17 protein-coding genes are annotated in these 19085 nt (G+C 42.0%); all 17 read right to left on the reverse strand.

What is annotated here, in order from left to right; translation table 11 throughout:
* Window positions 1-29: 29 nt before the first annotated feature.
* The 17 genes from pgsA to dapA all read right to left on the reverse strand — a co-directional run bounded on the left by pgsA (window position 30) and on the right by dapA (window position 19078).
* Complete coding sequence (gene pgsA, locus KYJ26_RS18250; RefSeq protein ID WP_219168812.1) at window positions 30-608, reverse strand: CDP-diacylglycerol--glycerol-3-phosphate 3-phosphatidyltransferase; 579 nt, start codon at window positions 606-608, stop codon at window positions 30-32.
* Window positions 609-689: 81 nt separating this feature from the next.
* Window positions 690-1586 (reverse strand): helix-turn-helix domain-containing protein, encoded by an 897-nt coding sequence (locus KYJ26_RS18255; RefSeq protein ID WP_219168813.1) that lies wholly within the window; start codon window positions 1584-1586, stop codon window positions 690-692.
* Window positions 1587-1605: 19 nt separating this feature from the next.
* Window positions 1606-2397, reverse strand: a complete 792-nt coding sequence (locus KYJ26_RS18260) for a DUF3388 domain-containing protein (RefSeq protein ID WP_219168814.1) — start codon at window positions 2395-2397, stop codon at window positions 1606-1608.
* A 218-nt stretch (window positions 2398-2615) separates the two neighbouring features.
* Entirely contained in the window at window positions 2616-2873 is a 258-nt protein-coding gene (locus KYJ26_RS18265; RefSeq protein ID WP_098351717.1) for a DUF3243 domain-containing protein, read from the reverse strand.
* Window positions 2874-2962: 89 nt separating this feature from the next.
* On the reverse strand, window positions 2963-3679 hold the full coding sequence (gene ymfI / locus KYJ26_RS18270; protein WP_219168815.1) for an elongation factor P 5-aminopentanone reductase: 717 nt from the start codon (window positions 3677-3679) through the stop codon (window positions 2963-2965).
* A 69-nt stretch (window positions 3680-3748) separates the two neighbouring features.
* Window positions 3749-5038 carry an EF-P 5-aminopentanol modification-associated protein YfmH gene (gene yfmH, locus KYJ26_RS18275; RefSeq protein ID WP_219168816.1) on the reverse strand — a complete coding sequence of 430 codons (1290 nt, stop codon included), beginning with the start codon at window positions 5036-5038 and terminating at the stop codon, window positions 3749-3751.
* 2 nt (window positions 5039-5040) lie between these two features.
* Window positions 5041-6315 (reverse strand): EF-P 5-aminopentanol modification-associated protein YfmF, encoded by a 1275-nt coding sequence (yfmF, locus tag KYJ26_RS18280; RefSeq protein WP_219168817.1) that lies wholly within the window; start codon window positions 6313-6315, stop codon window positions 5041-5043.
* Window positions 6316-6594: 279 nt separating this feature from the next.
* Window positions 6595-7554, reverse strand: a complete 960-nt coding sequence (locus KYJ26_RS18285) for an ABC transporter permease (RefSeq protein ID WP_219168818.1) — start codon at window positions 7552-7554, stop codon at window positions 6595-6597.
* Entirely contained in the window at window positions 7555-8604 is a 1050-nt protein-coding gene (locus KYJ26_RS18290; RefSeq protein WP_219168819.1) for an ABC transporter permease, read from the reverse strand.
* Entirely contained in the window at window positions 8597-10132 is a 1536-nt protein-coding gene (locus tag KYJ26_RS18295; RefSeq protein ID WP_219168820.1) for an ABC transporter ATP-binding protein, read from the reverse strand. The genes KYJ26_RS18290 and KYJ26_RS18295 overlap by 8 nt, the downstream gene beginning before the upstream one ends.
* 210 nt (window positions 10133-10342) lie before the next feature.
* On the reverse strand, window positions 10343-11437 hold the full coding sequence (locus tag KYJ26_RS18300; protein WP_219168821.1) for a BMP family lipoprotein: 1095 nt from the start codon (window positions 11435-11437) through the stop codon (window positions 10343-10345).
* Between the two features lie 50 nt (window positions 11438-11487).
* On the reverse strand, window positions 11488-12213 hold the full coding sequence (locus KYJ26_RS18305; RefSeq protein WP_206850891.1) for a GntR family transcriptional regulator: 726 nt from the start codon (window positions 12211-12213) through the stop codon (window positions 11488-11490).
* A gap of 427 nt (window positions 12214-12640) precedes the next feature.
* The gene (locus KYJ26_RS18310) at window positions 12641-14998 is read right to left on the reverse strand and encodes a DNA translocase FtsK (RefSeq protein ID WP_219168822.1); all 2358 of its coding nucleotides are present in this window, start codon (window positions 14996-14998) and stop codon (window positions 12641-12643) included.
* 185 nt (window positions 14999-15183) lie between these two features.
* Window positions 15184-15390, reverse strand: coding sequence for a YlzJ-like family protein (locus KYJ26_RS18315; RefSeq protein ID WP_219168823.1), 207 nt, complete (start codon window positions 15388-15390; stop codon window positions 15184-15186).
* Entirely contained in the window at window positions 15387-16121 is a 735-nt protein-coding gene (locus KYJ26_RS18320) for a ClpP family protease (protein ID WP_219169345.1), read from the reverse strand. Before KYJ26_RS18320 ends, KYJ26_RS18315 begins: the two co-directional genes overlap by 4 nt.
* Before the next feature lie 145 nt (window positions 16122-16266).
* Window positions 16267-17934 (reverse strand): ribonuclease J, encoded by a 1668-nt coding sequence (locus tag KYJ26_RS18325; RefSeq protein WP_219168824.1) that lies wholly within the window; start codon window positions 17932-17934, stop codon window positions 16267-16269.
* 271 nt (window positions 17935-18205) lie between these two features.
* Entirely contained in the window at window positions 18206-19078 is an 873-nt protein-coding gene (gene dapA / locus KYJ26_RS18330) for a 4-hydroxy-tetrahydrodipicolinate synthase (protein WP_257475121.1), read from the reverse strand.
* Window positions 19079-19085 lie beyond the last annotated feature (7 nt).

Here is a 19085-nt window from a genome sequence, read left to right on the forward strand (position 1 = left end):
TTGTTGAATCCATCCCCTGGTATACTCTATTATTTCGAATTTACAAATGCTTTCTTGTTATGTTTGAAGTAGTCCCACCCTGACCAAATTGTAAAGAACATCGCCACCCATAGAGCAATGGTTGCAAATGGCAGATTGATCATTTCAAATATAGCGTTATGCAGGAGCAGGGCTGAAATGGCAATGATTTGTGCCCAAGTTTTAATTTTCCCGAGTTGACCTGCAGCCACGACTTCCCCTTCCCCTGCCAGGACAAGTCGAAGCCCTGTTACGGCAAACTCACGACTGATGATGATGATGACGATCCAGGAAGGTGCAAGTCCCAACTCGACCAACACGATTAAAGCGGCTGAAACAAGGAGTTTGTCAGCCAGGGGATCCAGGAATTTCCCGAGATTCGTCACGAGATCCAGTTTTCTTGCATAATAACCGTCTATCCAATCCGTTGTCGCCGCAATGATAAAGATCAGGGCACCGACAAAATGTTTGACGGGCATTTCCGCCCCAAGAAACATCATCTCACCCCAGTTTAATGGTGCGAGCATAATGACTAAAAATAATGGAATTAAAAATATCCTTGATACTGTAATCTTATTAGGTAAGTTCACCTTTCTACCTCCAATACTTAAAAAACGGGTCTACATTTAGTATGTAAGAAAAAGGAGTTATTAAAACTCCTCTCCTTGACATTATTGCGCTGTTTTCGGTTCATAATTGATGATGATATCCTGCCTCACGACATCCGTGGCTGAGATTTTATACTCAAGTTGTTTACCGTTCACAGTTACATCTGTGTTCGAAGCATTCCCAATTATGAGATATGCCTGTTTCTCGCCAGAGAAGTCGAATTCTTTTTTGTTATCCTTCTTTAATAAACCTTCGAATAGCAATTTATCATCAGCATTATAAACACCCACCCAAGTGTCCCCTTTCGCTGACAACTGCAGCTTGAACTCTTCTGCATTTTTTAGTTCATATGTCGTTTTATACCCTGACGAATTCACTACTTCTAAAGATTGTTCCGGCTTTTCTTCATCTTTCCCGGCTTTTTGATCATCTGCAGGTTTGTCTTCGTCAGTTTCATTCTTACCGTCGGCTACTTCAGGTTTTTCACCTTCAGCACTCTTATTTTCATCCACATCCACTTGAGTCCGATTTTCAGATGGATTGGCCTCAGGTGCCTTGTCCCCTACTTTTCCTTGCCAAAATACCCAAGCTGCTATCAGTGCACCCAAGACGAACAGGACAATGAGTAGCTTTGGAAGGAAGTCAAATACCTTCGTAGAGCCTTCTGATACACTTTTACGAGACTGAACCCTTGAAAGGGAGACCGGTATTTCATCTTCATAGGTTGTCGGGATATCCTCCTTATGCTCTTCAAAAATCATTTCTGGAGGAAGCCCTACCGCTTCACAGTATTGTTTAATGAATGCCCGTACATAAAATTTACCGGGCATTGCATCATAATTCCCTTCTTCAATTCCGATTAAATAACGTTTTTGAATCTTCGTTATCCTTTGCAAATCATCAAGGCTGTAACTTTTAGCCTCACGTGCTTCCTTTAAACGATTTCCTAATTCCGTCACCACTTAACACCTTCCAATATTAAAAATCAAAACCTCCAAAATCGGAATTTTGAAATAGATTATTTTGTTCTACCAATTCGTATGTAATTTCTTCATCAGGATCGTTTCTAAGTTCAATGATATAATCAAAATCTTCTAGTGAATATTCAGAGTTTTGAACGAAAACATCAGGATGTTCGATTACTTTCACAGCAGGCAGCCTCATGATTTCCCTCACCAGCTGCCAATGCTTCTCACTTGCACGTCGTGTCGATACAATACCGTCTATAATAAAAAGATTTTCTGAGGAATATTCATCCTCGATCAGTTTGCTTCGAATCGTTTGCTTTAATAAAGTAGAAGAGACAAAAAGCCATTTCTTGTTTGCGCATACACTTGATGCCACAATGGATTCGGTCTTCCCGACACGGGGCATCCCTCTTATCCCAACAAGCTTATGTCCTTCCTGCTTGAATAATTCAGCAAGAAAATCAACCAATAAACCGAGCTCGTCACGAACAAACCGAAACGTTTTCTTATCATCGGCATCACGCTGGATGTAGCGTCCGTGTCGAACGGCAAGCCGATCCCTTAATTTCGGTTCCCTTAGCTTTGTCACGTTGATCGTATCCATCGTTTGAAGAATGGACTCAAGCCTCATGATCTGTTCGTCATTATTTGCAAGGAGAAGCATTCCCCTTCTTCCTTCATCTACGCCATTTATGGTCACTATATTTATAGAGAGCATTCCTAATAAAGAGGATATATCACCTAAGAGGCCTGGACGATTCTTTTGAATTTCATATTCTAAATACCACTCTTTGCGTTCCATTGGTCCCCTCCTGAAGGCTGTGACATTCCGATTTTGACAAATTGTTAGCATGTATTTAAACATCTAGGTATTATAATAAATGATTTTCAGGTAATAGAAAAGCAAAACCTATATAAATATGTAGAATTTCTCATTTCACAAGTGCTCTTTCCGGTGGGCCACTTTCCATTATCGCGGAAGTTCCTTATATAAGAAAAAGGAGAGGGAAATCCCTCTCCTTAGCGAGTACCATTGTTGTTAACAAGTTTCACCATCATGTTCGCGATGGCATGTTGCTCTTCAGGAGAAGCGACAGACCATAAATCCGCTAATACTTTTTCCTGATCATTTTTAGCTTCAACCTGATTGGCAAGATAGTCACCAATTTGGTATGCTAAATCATTTACCGTTTCATGCTCCATGCCGCCGTGCTCTGCCTGGTGAAGACGGTCCCCTAAAAAGTTTTTCCAATCAGACCAGTTATCTAATACAGACATTTGTCATGACCTCCTTTATTGAAATACAACCTTAGTTTGTATCCCGGAAAGAAAATTATGCGCCTTAAACAATTGCCCTAAGAAATATTTTATGTGTACCAGCCCCCATTGACAGAAAGGGTTTGACCGGTAATATACGTCGCCTTGGAAGATAATAGAAACTGAATAGAATCTGCAATCTCGTCCGGTTGGGCGAAGCGGCCCATTGGAATCTCATCATACAAGGAATGTTTATCGTCGTCTGTGAAGGCGCTCATCATGGCGGTTTCTACAACCCCTGGTGCAACTGCGTTGACTCTCACACCACTTAGAGCGAGTTCTTTACTCAAAGATTTAACAAATGCCAATTGGGCACCTTTAACGGTTGAATATACAACCTCACAAGCCCCGCCAATCTGACCCCAGATCGAGCTGACCATAACGATGCCCCCTTTTCTTTCAATGATCTTTGGAAGCAGCTTTTGAACAAGAATTAAAGGGCTTTTGACATGTAGATTGATCATCTCGTCCATATGATTTTCAGTTTGATCCTGGAAGAGTCCCCAGCTTGAATTCCCACTGCAATATATGATGGCATCAAGCCGGAAAATCGACTCTACAAGCCTCCCCACTTCTTCCGGTAAAGACAGATCCGCACGGATGGGGATCGCTTCCACTCCGAATCCTTCCACTTTATGTATTAACTCTTCCACAGCCTTTTTATTGGTATGGTAATGCAAATAGAGGTTCCATCCCTCTTCTGCCAGTTTAAGGGCTGTACTGCTGCCAATACCACCGGATGATCCTGTAATTAATGCGAATTTCATTCTGTTCACTCCAAACAAATATAACATAAAGAGAGGAACTACCCTTAAAAAAGAATAGCTCCCCTACTGTCATGATTTAGGTACTACCTGACACACGGTAAAACGTTCTTCACTAATAATCGAATCAGCAACAGCCTGAATATCATCATATTTCAACGCTTCAAGAGTCGGTACTACTTCAAATAAATCCATCTCATTAAACGCGTAGCGTGTAAATTGATTGGCGATATATTCAGGAGAGTTAATGGCACGAAGGAATGAACCGATCTTTTTCTTCTTCGTTCTCTCAAGTCCTTCTTCTGTGAAGAGAGATTCCTCTTTCGCTTTCAGAAGAAGTGATTGTACTTTCTCAGCCAGTTCATCTGGTCTTTCCGTATCACCACCTACAGTAAGGAAACCAAAGCCATTTTCCTGCGTATAGTCATAATGGAATGTTTCATCGATCAAGCCATCATTATAAAGTTCAGAATAATGAGGTGAGCTCTTTCCAAACACCATATCGAGGAAAACATTCATGGATAGCTCCTGTCTGAGCATTTCCTTGCCTTGTTGATGCGGCTCTGGGGCTTTAAGGCCAACCAGGCATTTAGGACTCTGCACATTCATCTTAAGCACTTGTTTCGTCTCTGCAACGGTCTCTGGTTCATCCTCAAATTTCCGTTTGATTTCAGGCATCTTTTCATAATCCTTCTTTTCCTGATTTGAACGGATCTGATTCATGATTTGATCGGGATCTACTGAGCCCACCACAAAGAGAAGCATATTGCTCGGGTGGTAGAATGTATTGTAACACTGATACAGCATATCTTTCGTAATTGGAGTAATGGACTCAATGGTACCTGCGATATCAATCTTCACGGGGTGATTCTTATACATATTCTGTATGACGCCGAAGTATAGTCGCCAATCCGGATTATCGTCATACATCGTGATTTCCTGACCAATGATTCCTTTTTCTTTTTCCACCGTTTTTTCTGTGAAGTAAGGGTCCTGGACGAAATCAATAAGCGTTTCTAAATTCCGTTCTACATTGGTCGTACTTGAGAATAGATAAGCAGTCCGGGTGAAGGAGGTGAAGGCATTGGCAGATGCTCCCTGCTTACTGAATTGTTGGAAGACATCTCCATCTTCTTTTTCAAATAGCTTGTGTTCCAAGAAATGGGCAATCCCATCGGGTACCTTGACGAATTCATCTTCACCAAGAGGGACGAAATGATTGTCTATGCTTCCATATTTCGTTGTAAAAGTGGCATATGTCTTATTGAATCCTTTTTTTGGAAGGATATATACGTCCAGCCCGTTTGACATCTTTTCATAATACAAATTTTCCTGTAATTGATCGAAGGAAATTTTCTTCATCTTTATCCCTCCATTCCTGTTAGAAAGTAGATTGTATCGAGTTCAACTTTATTTGCCGCTTTCACGATATCTTCTTTTGTCGTTTTTTCAATTTCATCAAGCCAATGTTTCAAGTCGATTTCTTCATGTGCTACTGCATTATGATATAGGACCTCGACCAGACCTCTGGATGTATCAATCGTTTCAAGGAGCTGATTCCGGATGACTGCTTTCGTCTGTTCGATCTCACCATCTGTAAAATCCCCGTCCTTCATTGCTTGAAGCTGCTCGTTGATGATGCCGACCGCTTGATCATACTTCTCGAATTCGATTCCTGACATGACCATCAATAAACCTTTATGACTCTCGAGGCGGCTCGCAGCGTAGTATGCCAGGCTCGCTTTTTCCCTCACGTTAATGAACAACTTGGAATGGGAGAATCCACCGAATATACCATTGAATACTTGAAGGGCGAAATAATCAGCATCTCCATATTTCGTATGTGTACGGTAACCCATATTCAGCTTTCCTTGTTTCACATCCTGCTTCTCTTTTACGACGTTTTCATTTTCTTTCCTCTTCACCTCGGAAGAATCCACAGATTGAGGACTACGTTCTTTCAATTCGAAAAGTTCATCACAGAGATTTTCAACTTCTGAAACGTCTACATCACCGATTATATACAGATCAAACTGATCTTCAGTTATCACTTTTTGATAATATTCGTATAAACTCTTGGCCGTGATGCTCTCCACTTCTTCACTCACACCGTTGACATGAAGGGCAAATCTCTCGCCTTTACACATTTCTTCGACAAGTCGTGAATTGGCATAGCGCATTTTGTCATCATAAACGGCCTGAATTCGTACCTTTTGATTCCGCTTTTCCTTTTCGACTGTTTTCTTGTCGAAACCACCCTCTTCAACATGAGGGTTTTGCAAGACATCTGCCAGGAATTCGATGCCTTTCTGAAGTAATGGTTCGGAGTCCTTCAGAAACTTTTCGTTTGCGATCTCAACAGACATACTGACCACATGGTACTCACCTTTTTTCCCTAAATCCACAAAAAAGTTCGCTCCATATAACTCATCAAGATAGGAGCGTAATTCCGTCGTGCTCTGATAGGTCTTCGTACTGCTTTGCATGACATGGGGCAATAATCCCCGTAATGTAACGGTTTCCGGATCAAGGGGTGCTTTCATTTTTAAAACGAGGCTGTTGGTTTTATACTTATCCGTTTGAACGATATGTAGCGTGTACCCATGTTTCTTCTTGACTATTTCGTTAATGGCTGTCATCGTACCGTCCTCCTTAGTTCCATGCTTCCATCATTTTGGTTTCAATCATTATAAACACCCTTATTGTGTGGTATTTATGTATAACTATACATGTAGTGAGAGATTGATTTCAAGCATCTTCCACTGTTGGTAAAATACTCATTTGAGTAAACTATTATATGCCTATGAATTTCCCATTATGTTTGAAGCGAAAACCATTTCAAACGGAGTTTAAACAAAGAAAAAGGATATCCCTATTTTCGGGATATCCTTTTCACTTGATCTCGATTTTATTAACGATTAACGGTTTCCTTTGATGTATGGTGTACCAAGCGCTTTAGGTGCGTCTGCACGTCCGATGAAGCCTGTCAATGCAAGGATGGTTAACACGTATGGAGCGATCAATAGGAATACACTTGGAATGTTTTCAAATAATGGGATGCTTGATCCGATGATGCTTAAACTTTGAGCGAATCCGAAGAAGAGGGCCGCTCCCATGGCTCCAAGTGGATGCCATTTACCGAAGATCAAGGCTGCAAGTGCCATGAATCCTTGTCCGCTGATCGTTGCATGGCTGAAGTCTGAAGAAATCGCCTGAGCGTATACTCCCCCGCCGACACCTGCAAAAGCACCGGAAATGATGACACCGATATAGCGCATTTTCGTTACATTGATTCCCATTGTGTCTGCAGCCATAGGATGCTCCCCTACAGAACGCAATCTCAGACCAAATGGGGTTTTGAACATAATGAACCAAACAATGAAAGATACAAGAATCGCAACGAATGGCGGCCAGTATGTGTTGGAAAAGAAGATATCTCCAATAACCGGAATCTTGTGAAGTAAAGGAACATCGACCTTCCCAAACCCTTCAGAGATGATATCCGTTTGACCTTTTCCATAGATACGTTTGACTAAGAAGAGAGTCAAACCGACTGCCAGCAAGTTGATGGCTACACCTGATACAACCTGGTCAGCCCTGAATGTGATGGAAGCAACGGCATGCAGAATAGCAAGCAGTCCCCCCATCACCATGGCCACAAGCAGCGCGACCCAAGGAGTCGCTGCACCGAAAGTATCTGAAAAAGCAAGATTAAATACAATACTTGAGAAAGCACCGATGACCATTAGCCCTTCGAGTCCGATGTTTACTACACCTGAACGCTCTGAGAACGCCCCTCCCAAAGCAGTGAAAATAAGTGGTGTTGCCCAAAGCAAAGTTGATGGGATGAGGATTGTCAAAATATCAATAAAACCCACTTATTTCACCCCCTTTTTACTAAATCGTTGAATCAGATAACGGATCATATAACCAGATGCTACAAAGAAAATGATAAGGGCAATGATGATGTCTACCAGTTCATTTGGAATTCCAGCATCGAGAGGCATATTCAGCGCCCCTACTTTAAGTCCTCCAAATAGAAGAGCTGCGAACACAACTCCGATGGCCGCATTACCACCAAGAAGGGCTACAGCGATTCCATCGAATCCGACCCCTGTAAATCCTCCCTTGATTGAAGCATAGCCGAATGTCCCAAGACCTTCCATCGCTCCTGCAAGGCCGGCAAAAGCTCCCGAGATGACCATGGAAAGGATGATGTTCCCATTCACGTTCATACCTGCATATTGTGAAGCATGCTGGTTGAACCCTACAGAACGAAGCTCATACCCACGCGTTGTCTTTTCAAGCAGGAACCACATAATGAATACACATGCAAGGGCGATGAAAATCCCCCAATGCAGACGGGAGTAATCTGTCAAACTTTCAAAGAAAGGTGATTTCAATGAAGCTGTATCTGCAATCATTTCTGTACGATCTTTACGATCAGTAATGACATCACGGATAATGGCATTTGTAACATGAAGAGCAATATAGTTCATCATGATCGTGACAATGACTTCATGTACGCGGAATTTCGCTTTAAGAAGTCCCGGGATAAAGCCCCATAGCGCTCCTGCTAATGCTGCCGCAATGATGGCAAGGGGCAGGTGGATCAGCTTTGGTAAATAATCAAAAGCAACCCCTACCCATACAGCTGCAAGCCAGCCCACGATCAATTGACCTTCCACCCCGATGTTAAAGAGACCCGTTCTAAAGGCGAAGGCAACAGCCAGTCCTGCCAAAATATATGGTGTTACTTGACGGATTGTTTCTCCTACATAATAGATCTCCCCGAAGATCCCATTCCATAATGCAGCGTACCCGGCAATCGGGTCATATCCACTCACCAGCATGATGATCGTTCCGACAATGATACCTAAAAGGACCGAGATTACCGGGATTAATATATTTGTTAATCGATTAGACATTTGATTTCCCTCCCGCTTCCTTCCTTTTTGAACCAGCCATTAACAAGCCAAGTTCTTGTTCGGTTGTTTCCCTTGGATTGACGATCGCCACAATTTGACCCTCATAGATAACGGCGATACGGTCACTTACATTCATGATCTCATCGAGTTCAAATGACAGCAGAAGAACCGCTTTTCCGTTATCTCTTTGTTCAATCAGACGTTTATGGATAAACTCGATCGCCCCTACATCAAGGCCCCTGGTCGGCTGTGCAGCAATCAATAAATCCGGATCGCGGTCAACTTCACGGCCGATGATTGCTTTTTGCTGATTCCCCCCGGATAAAGCACGGGCAAGGGTAAATTCTGATGGAGTCCTGACATCAAATTCCGATATCAGTTTTCTTGCCTGATTGTAAATATTCTTATAACTAAGTACCCCTTTGTTGGAATACGGTTTTTGGTAATAAGTCTGAAGAACCATATTTTCCCCAATAGGAAAATCGAGTACCAGGCCGTGTTTATGCCTATCCTGAGGAATATGACCTACGCCTGACTCATAAATTTTGCGAGGCTTCATATTTGCGATTTCTTTACCATTCAGTTTAACTGAACCACTGTCGACTTTATGAAGACCTGTGATGGCCTCGATCAACTCACTTTGTCCGTTTCCATCCACACCGGCTATGCCAAGGATCTCCCCTGCTTTCACCTCAAGGTTTAAGCCCTTTACAACAGGGACATTTCGATGATCTTTTACGTTTAAGTCACGAACCTCGAGAACATTATCACTAGGTGTAGCTTCTTTCTTCTCCGTTTTAAACGTAACTTCACGTCCCACCATCAGGCTGGCAAGATGATTTGGATCGGTCTCTGTAACTTTCACAGTCCCAATCCCTTTCCCTTTTCTGATAACGGTTACATTATCACACACTTCCATAATTTCTTTCAGTTTATGGGTGATGAGAATGATGGACTTACCTTCTTTAATCAGAGTTTTCATGATTTGAATGAGCTCTTTGATTTCCTGTGGAGTCAATACAGCAGTTGGCTCATCGAATATCAGGATTTCTGCTCCACGATAAAGTGTCTTTAATATTTCCACACGTTGCTGCATACCTACTGAAATTTCAGAAATCTTAGCATTAGGATCTACTTTCAGACCATATCGTTCAGAAATATCGAGAATATCTTTTTCAGCTTTTTTAATATCGACTGTTGCCCCGGACTTCGGCTCTCTTCCGAGAATGATATTTTCCGTTACAGTGAAGGTATCGACGAGCATAAAATGCTGATGAACCATCCCGATTCCAAGATCATTGGCTATGTTCGGGTTGGTAATATTCACTTTTTGCCCTTTCACACGGATTTCTCCCTGCTCAGGCTGGTACAAGCCGAATAACACGTTCATCAATGTCGACTTACCGGCTCCATTTTCACCAAGAAGCGCATGAATTTCACCTTTTTTGAGCTGGAGGGTAATGTTGTCATTTGCTACGATGCCTGGAAATTCCTTACGAATATTCAGCATCTCGATTACGTAATCCATTGCTAATCACTCCTTGCATAGACTAGGGATATTTATCTAGTAGTTAGAGGTCAGACCTTAACACGCCAGAAAAAAAAGGGTTTCCCCGAATAAAAATCTAAATGAAAGATAGAAAAGTTCTATACTTCAATTAAATTTCTATTAACATATGAATCTCTTATTTATCAGGATAAGCGGCCAGCGTTAGCTGGCCACCTGTCCCATATGCTATTAGTTAGCTGAGAAAGCTTCCGCATCCTTGATTGTTTCAGGAACGGTTACTTCACCGCTAGTAATTTTTTCTTTCCATTCGTCTACTTTTTTCATGACTTCATCTTTGTTGGAAAGCTCTGCATTTAATTCAGCAAGCCCAACGCCGTCTTCTTTAAGACCGTAAAGGATTTGTTCCCCTCCTGGGAAGTTTCCTTCTTTTGCTTTAGTAGATAGATCTACTACAGCGTTATCAACGCGTTTCAATGCTGATGTCAGGATGATATTATGATCTCCTACTTTACCTTCTGCAGATTGATCAGAGTCAACGCCGATTGCCCAAAGTTCACGTGAAGGATCTTTTTCTTTCAGGTCGCGTGCTTCTTTGAATAAACCATTACCAGTTCCACCAGCTGCATGGAAGATCACGTCTACATCTTGAGTGTACATTTTAGATGCGATTGTTTGTCCAAGTTCAGCTTTGTCGAAAGCCCCTGCATAGTCTGCAACGATTTCTGCATCAGGATTGACTGCTTTAACACCAGCAATGAAACCAGAGTGGAAGCGTTCGATTACCGGAATCTCCATACCACCGATGAATCCGATTTTGTTCGTTTTAGTCGCAAGTCCTGCTGTTACACCAGCAAGGAAAGAAGCTTCCTGTTCCTTGAACATGATGCTTGCAACGTTTGGTTGCTCTACAACAGCATCAACGATTGCGAAATGTGAATCTTTTTGTTGTTGTGCAATTTCAGTGATTGCACCTTCCATAAGGAAGCCGATACCATATACTAAGTCAAAATCTTGACGAGCTAATTTGTTTAAGTTCGTAGCATAGTCAGCATCAGATTGTGATTGTAAGTAGTCAAATCCATCTTTACCTTTTTCCAGGTCGTTTTCTTTACCGAAAGCTTTAAGGCCTTCCCAAGCTGATTGGTTGAAAGACTTATCATCTACTCCACCAACGTCTGTAACCATTGCTACTGTGAATTGATCTTCTTTGTTACCTTCACCACTAGATGCACCTTCTTTGTCCTCGCTTGTTCCACAAGCACCTAATAATGTACCTGCCGCCAGAACAAATGATAACGCTAAACCGAATTTACGTTTTTTCACCTAGAGTACCCCCTATTATTGTAATAAATTAGTAGTAAGATGGATTGCTGTTATATGCGCTTTCTTAATACCTGGAAGCTAAATTTGTCTGACCTGAAATAGTTTACGGAATACAAGATCGGCTCATCATTCTCGTCAAAGTGCATTTGCTTTAACACGAGTAAGGCCGTCTCCGGTTCGCAATTTAGAATAGGGGAGATTTTATCGTGATAACCCATTGGTTCTATTTGTGCCACTGCATGAGTGATTCTCTTATTCTCTCGTTTTTCCAAAACGGTGAAAATCGAATTATCCTCATGTGTGAAATTCCTTGGCATTACCTTCTCAGGAATCTTGTCTACACAATATACAACCGGTTCTCCATTAGCGGTTCGAACCCTTTCAATCAGGATCACGTCGTCCTCTTCATTGCATGTAAACCTTTTCACGTCATCCTCAGTAGCTTCTTGAGTTGTTGAGCTTAAGAAAATGGTCCCTGGCTCCATACCAGCCTGCTTAATCATGTTCGTTACACTGTTCAACTGCTCGATACCGGAAGTAAAGAGCGGTTTCGCGTTTACAAATGTACCTACTCCATGACGTCGTACGATGACACTTTCTTCCTCAAGAATTCTGAGAGCTTCCCTAAGAGTCGCCCTACTTACACCTAATTGTTTGGAGAGATCGAATTCTGATGGAAGCTTCTCTTTCTCTTTGTATACTCCCGCCTCGATATCCTTCTTCAAACGATCAATCACCTGTAAGTATAAATGCCGATTGTCTGTTTTTATTGTCACTGGAACCACCACCACATTTTCTCAAGACATCAGACCTCTGATGTATATCTTTCCTACTAATCGAAAATACTATAACACTTTTCTTTTGATAAATAAATAGCATTGTGTGATTTTGTCGAAAAAAATGATTAGAATGACAATTTCGAATCCTTTTTTGTAATATTTTAGAAAAAATAACCTTTTGAATGGGTTTTCATGGGATATTTTAACTATATTTTTACAGGGGTATCGTATTTCATTATCAATCTTTACATACATGCAACAAGAGCATTACTTTTGTAAACGCTTTTAATAGTATAACATATTCGTGGATAACTACTTATTTTTATATGTTTCCAGTACTCAAATGGCTTTATAATCATAAAATCACCTAAAAAAAAGGTGTGTTACCCCATTCTGAATCATTAGGGTAACACACCTCTTATTTTTATGAACTTTGTTCTTCTGAAGGCTTGCCCACAAGGACCGTTCTCGGCTTGCTGCCTTCATAAGGACCAACGACTCCCCTGACTTCCATTTCATCGATCAGTCTGGCGGCTCTCGTATAGCCAATCCTGAACCGTCTTTGAAGCATGGACACAGAGGCAGTCTGCATCTCTGCTATTAGCTGGACGGCATCATTATATAATTCGTCTTCCGCTTCGCCTTTTTTCTCATCTTCAGGCACTTCGTCGGGAATCATTTCTTCCTGATACTGAGCCTTTTGCTGAGAGATGACAAAATCAACGATTTCTTCTACTTCTTCATCTGATAAGAAAGCTCCTTGAACTCTTGTAGGCTTGGATGCTCCTACAGGCATGAACAGCATATCTCCCCTGCCCAATAGCTTCTCTGCCCCTCCTGAGTCCAATATCGTCCTTGAATCGGTTTGAGAGGATACGGCAAACGCAATCCTCGAAGGGATATTGGCTTTAATGACTCCCGTGATAACATCTACTGACGGACGCTGTGTCGCTATGATTAGATGGATTCCTGCAGCACGTGCCATCTGCGCAAGCCTTGTTATGGCATCCTCCACGTCGCTCGAAGCGACCATCATTAAATCGGCAAGCTCGTCGACAATGACCACAATGTATGGAAGAAGGGGCTGCTTATCATCGTTCTCATTATTTTGTCTCTTCACATATTCATTATAGCCTTCTATGTTCCTTGTGCCAGTATGAGAGAATAGCTCATATCTGCGCTCCATTTCACTTACAACCTTCTTCAATGCCTGTGAAGCTTTTTTGGCATCTGTTACAACTGGTGCCAGGAGATGGGGCACACCATTATATACATTTAACTCGACCATTTTGGGATCGATCATCATAAGCTTTACTTCATGGGGCTTGGCCCTCATAAGAATACTGGTAATAATACCATTGATACAAACACTCTTACCGCTTCCTGTTGCCCCTGCTACCAGTAAGTGAGGCATTTTATTCAGCTCAGCGAGAACCGCTTCACCTGTAATATCTCTCCCTAAGCCTATCTGCAATTTGGCATCGGGTTTATTATGTTCCTTCGCTTCAAGTACTTCACGCAGGGAGACCATGGCTACTTCTGAATTCGGCACCTCAATACCGATAGCAGACTTACCCGGTATCGGAGCCTCTATTCGGATGTCTTTTGCTGCAAGGGCCAGTGCGAGATCGTCACTTAAATTAACGATTCGGCTTACTTTCACTCCTACATCCGGATGCACTTCATATTTAGTTACGGCAGGGCCAAGATGGACTTGTGTAACCTTTGCCTTTACACCGAAACTTTGAAATGTTCTCTCGAGCTTTGCGGCATTGGCGTGGATCAATTGATATTCATTGCTTTGATCTGTTTTTCTTGGGCTTTTTAATAAAGCAATTGACGGAAGCTTGTAATCTTTATTTTCCACTTCAGTGAAGGTGATGGGGGGAGCAGTCTCCGCTTCACCTTCTGACTGGTTGAGATTGTTCGACTCAGCTTCTTCTTTTTCATCCGTTACAGCTCTTTGAGATGGTGAATCATCTTTAGGAATTTCGCCATATGCACGCTCTGCAAAATTCGAGATGATCGGTTCCCTTTTTTCTTCTTCCTGAGGAAGCACTGACTCAACCGATCCCTGGCTTTTCTGCGGTGCATCTTGCTTCTTCTTCTCTTTTATCTCTTTTTTCTTGGATTGTTCCTCTTTCCAATCACTCATATCTTGCTTAAATGCTGACCATTGTCCACTCATGAAGGCACCGAACCGCTTCCCCGCCCTTCCGAGTACATCACCTAAGGATTTACCTGTCACTAGAATGATGCCGATCATGATGAAGGTTGCGCTTACGATCCTTGCACCTTGTGAATCAAAAAGAAAATAAGAAACGGCAAACAGAACGCTGCCGATCATACCTCCTCCAAGATCCGATGTACTGGTTTCACCTCTGATATCCATCCAATACAAATCCCATGTATTCATAATGACACTTGGATTATCGAATGACCCGCCATTGGAAAGGAGATCAAATAATTTCACGTGACTCAATAGCAGGAAACTTGCAATGATAATGTATATCCCGACCAATCTGCGGCTGAATAACATTGGTACTTCTCGCTTAATCATAAGGTAACCCGCTACATATAGCATCCATAAAAGGGCAATCATATACCATTCCCCAAGGAAGAAACGATAAAAATATACAAGTGCTTTCCCTACAGCGCCAAGCTCAATGATGGAAATCAAGCTTAGGGCGGAAAGGATGAGTCCGATAATCTCATATTTAATCGTCTGTTTTAATGTGGAGCTAGTTTGAGAACGTTTTTTTCTTTTTTTTCGTTTTGCCAATCCATTCACCTAAATTCTGTTGAAGTCTACCAAAGTTATGTACATAAAGATGAAGAAAGGGCTGACCCTTTGGGGCAATGTGTGTGCCTAAGGTGTCAGACCCTTCCCGTAAACTTATCATATCAATAATCGTTTGCAAGTATATTATAGCATAACCACTATTTGGGGAAAATCCTCTTTCTCACTTAATTGTTGATAAATTCCCCTGGGCATATTTGTTCATTCAAGTAATGTGCAGGATCACTGCTCATGACCCGGATGATTCGATACTTGTTTTCTTCCTGCTGGACGAGGATGGGAATGCCCTGATAATCCATCATCATTTGACCGCTGAATTCACTGGCTTCTGTCGGGAATACAAGATCATTGGGTACCACTGTATAAAGAATCATTGAACAAGCCCCTCTTGCTGATCTGACTGCTTTCTCAGATCGATCAATTCATTGATTTTCTTGATTGCTGTACCGATACCGCCAATACCATCTATCAACCCGTATTCCACTGCATCATCCCCCACCACATTTGTCCCAATATCCCTGGTAAGGTTACCTTTTGCAAACATAAGATCCTTAAAATCTTCTTCTGTAATATTGCTGTGTTTTGTGACAAAGCTCACCACTCTGTCCTGCATTTTATCAAGATACTCAAATGTTTGTGGCACCCCGATGACTAACCCGGTTAATCGAACAGGGTGAATCGTCATGGTAGCGGTGCTTGCAATGTAAGAGAAGTCGCATGATACAGCAATCGGCACCCCGATACTATGGCCTCCTCCGAGAACTACAGAGACTGTGGGTTTGGATAGTGAAGCAATCATTTCAGAAATGGCTAATCCAGCTTCTACATCTCCCCCGACTGTATTTAAAATGACAACAAGTCCTTCAATTTTAGGGTTTTGTTCAATTGCCACGAGCTGTGGTATGACATGTTCATACTTTGTCGTTTTATTTTGGGGCGGAAGCTGCATATGTCCTTCGATTTGTCCTACAATCGTCAGACAATGGATATTAGAGTCTTGAGAAAGCTGTGGAACATTGGTTTGACCTAACTGTTGTATCTTCTCCATTAACCCGGAAGGCTTGTCTTTTTGATCATCTTGTCCTTTGTTCGGCTCGTCCTGCATACGTTCACGATTTTGTTCCATGAAAACATCTCCTTTTTATTCCCATTCTCTTGTTATTATTTAAATATGGGAGTGTTTTCATACTTCATTCTTTAGCTTCAAATAAATATGAGGCTATTTGTTCGAAAACAAATAGCCTCATACTTTAAACTTCCATGATAATCGGCAAGATCATCGGTCTTCTTCTTGTTTTATTGAATAAGTAATAATTCAGTTGATCCCTGATTTCCTGCTTGATGGTTGTCCATTCAAAGGAGCCTTTTTGCAGATAAGAATGAACCACATCGGTCACAATCCCCCCTGCCCCTTCGATCAATTCCTCGGACTCCCTTACATATACGAATCCCCGTGAGATGATTTCAGGTCCGGCAACAATCGATTTCGACCTTCTGTTAATCGTGACGACAACCGTAAAAACTCCGTCTTCTGACAATAATTTACGATCTCGAAGGACAATGTTCCCTACGTCTCCAACCCCGATGCCATCAATCAATACATTCCCGGCCTGTACACGTCCGCTCATCCTCATCTTGCCGTCCTTGTATTGAAGGACGTCTCCTTTATCCAAAATAAAGATCTGCTTATGAGGAAGTCCTGTATCATGTGCGAGCTGAGTATGCGCGACTAGCATCTTGTATTCACCCTGGATGGGAATAAAGTATTTAGGTTTCATGATATTCAACATGAACTTCAAATCTTCCTGACTACCATGGCCTGATACATGAACCTTTTTATTGGCGGTCAATACATTTGCCCCGGCTCTAAAAAGCATGTCGATCGTCCTGCCGACAATCACTTCCATGCCCGGAGAAGGGGTGGCTGTAATGAGGACCGTGTCTCCTTCCTCGATGTTTACCAGACGGTGTGAACGCTTGGACATCCGTTGAAGTGCCTCAAACGGTTCTCCTTGAGTTCCTGTCGCGATGATGAGGATTTCATCTTTGGGGTAATCACCAATTTCGTCTATGCCGATGATCATTTCATCCCTGACATGAAGATATCCCAGTTTCAAGGCTACATCATACACTCTCTTCAAGCTCTTTCCAACTACCGCCACTTTACGGTTATTCTGGTCTGCAGCATCAAATAGCTGCTGAAGCCGAATTAAGTTCGAGGCGAAGCATGCCACAATGACTCTCCCTGATGCTTTCCGCAAGGCATTTGTAATATGCTGCTCTATGACTGCTTCAGATGTCGTAAATCCCGGTCTTTCTGCTTCTTTACTGTCAGATAACAAACAAAGGACGCCCTTCTCACCTATTTGTGCCATCTTGCCTAAATCCGGACGATACAAATGTTTGGCTGATTGATCAAATTTGAATTCACCTGTATGGACGATGACTCCTTCAGATGTATGTATGCAAACACCTACTGAATCTGGAATACTATGTGTGGTCTTAAAGAACGTGACATTCACTCCGTCAAAGTTAAGGTAGCTATCTGAGTGTACTGTATAGAATTTCACATCTTCCCTGACATTTTCGTCCTTCAGACGAGCTTTTACAAGTGCATTTGTCAAGCGTGTACCGTAAACAGGCGCTTTGATCTTACTTAATACATACCCAATCGCACCTATGCTGTCCTCATGTCCATGAGTCAGGAAGATTCCTTTGACCCGGTCTTTGTTTTCAATCAGATACTGAATGTCCGGGATGACGATATCGATTCCCAGCATTTCGTTTTCCGGAAACATGAGTCCCGCGTCGATCACGAATATTTCATGATCCACTTCTACCACATACATGTTCTTCCCGATTTCTCCTACTCCCCCGAGTGGTATTACTTTAATATTTTCATTCTTTGTCTTACTCACATTTATGTCCTCCTATGCTGTTCCTTCCCCGATCTTCAATCAGTTATATCCATTATACTTGATACGAATTTGGGAGTACAACCAATTTTATCCTTACTAATCAATATTAGGAAAAACACTGCAATCATCTATACTAACTACTATTTCTATACTGCACGGGTAAATCCTTCTTCTTTATAGCAATTAAATCATGACAATCTATAGATATGACAAAAGACCGGAAAGGAAACTCAATCCTTCACGGTCTTTTGAAAATTAAATATGGATTAGCTTACAATGACTTCTCCAATAATTGAGATAGCTTTGCCCTTTCCACTTCTGTGAGTGGAATTAAAGGTAGACGAACAGAGCCCACGTCCAGTCCCTTCATCTGCAGAGCCGTTTTGACCGGGGTAGGATTCGGACTCATGAACAGCCCCTTCATGATGGGTAGGAGACTTTGATGCAGACGTGCTGCATCTGCCGGTTTCCCATTTAGAAAGGCAGAGACCATATCCTGCATTTTGTTTCCGATGACATGGGAAGCTACAGACACAACTCCAGCTCCGCCTATGGATAATACCGGCAGGGTAAGACCGTCATCTCCACTGAATAACATAAAATCATCGGATGTATGTGAAATGATTTCAGTCATACTATCCAGATCACCACTTGCCTCTTTTACGGCAACGATGTTCTCGATTTTTGAAAGGCGGATGATCGTTTCGGGTGACACGTTGACGCTCGATCTACCTGGAATGTTATACAGCATCACTGGTAAGTCTGTCGATTCGGCGATTACTTTAAAATGCTGATACATCCCTTCCTGACTCGGTTTATTGTAATACGGGGCAACCAGCATGATTGCATCAACGCCTGCCTCTTTTGCTTTTTTCGTAAGCTCTATCGAGGCATGGGTATTATTGCTTCCCGTCCCAGCAATGACTGGAATCCTTCCATCCACAACTTTCACTACATGCCGAAATAGGGCAACCTTTTCTTCTTTTGTTAAGGTAGGTGACTCCCCTGTCGTCCCTGCTACTACTAACGAATCCGATCCGTTGTCGATCAGATACTGAATTAACTGAGTCGTTTTAGTAAAATCAATATTTCCTTTACGGTCAAATGGCGTAACCATTGCCGTAGAAACACGGCCAAAATTCAATCTAGTC

This window comes from Rossellomorea orangium, assembly GCF_019334305.1.
In the GTDB taxonomy this organism is placed as follows: Bacteria; Bacillota; Bacilli; order Bacillales; family Bacillaceae_B; genus Rossellomorea.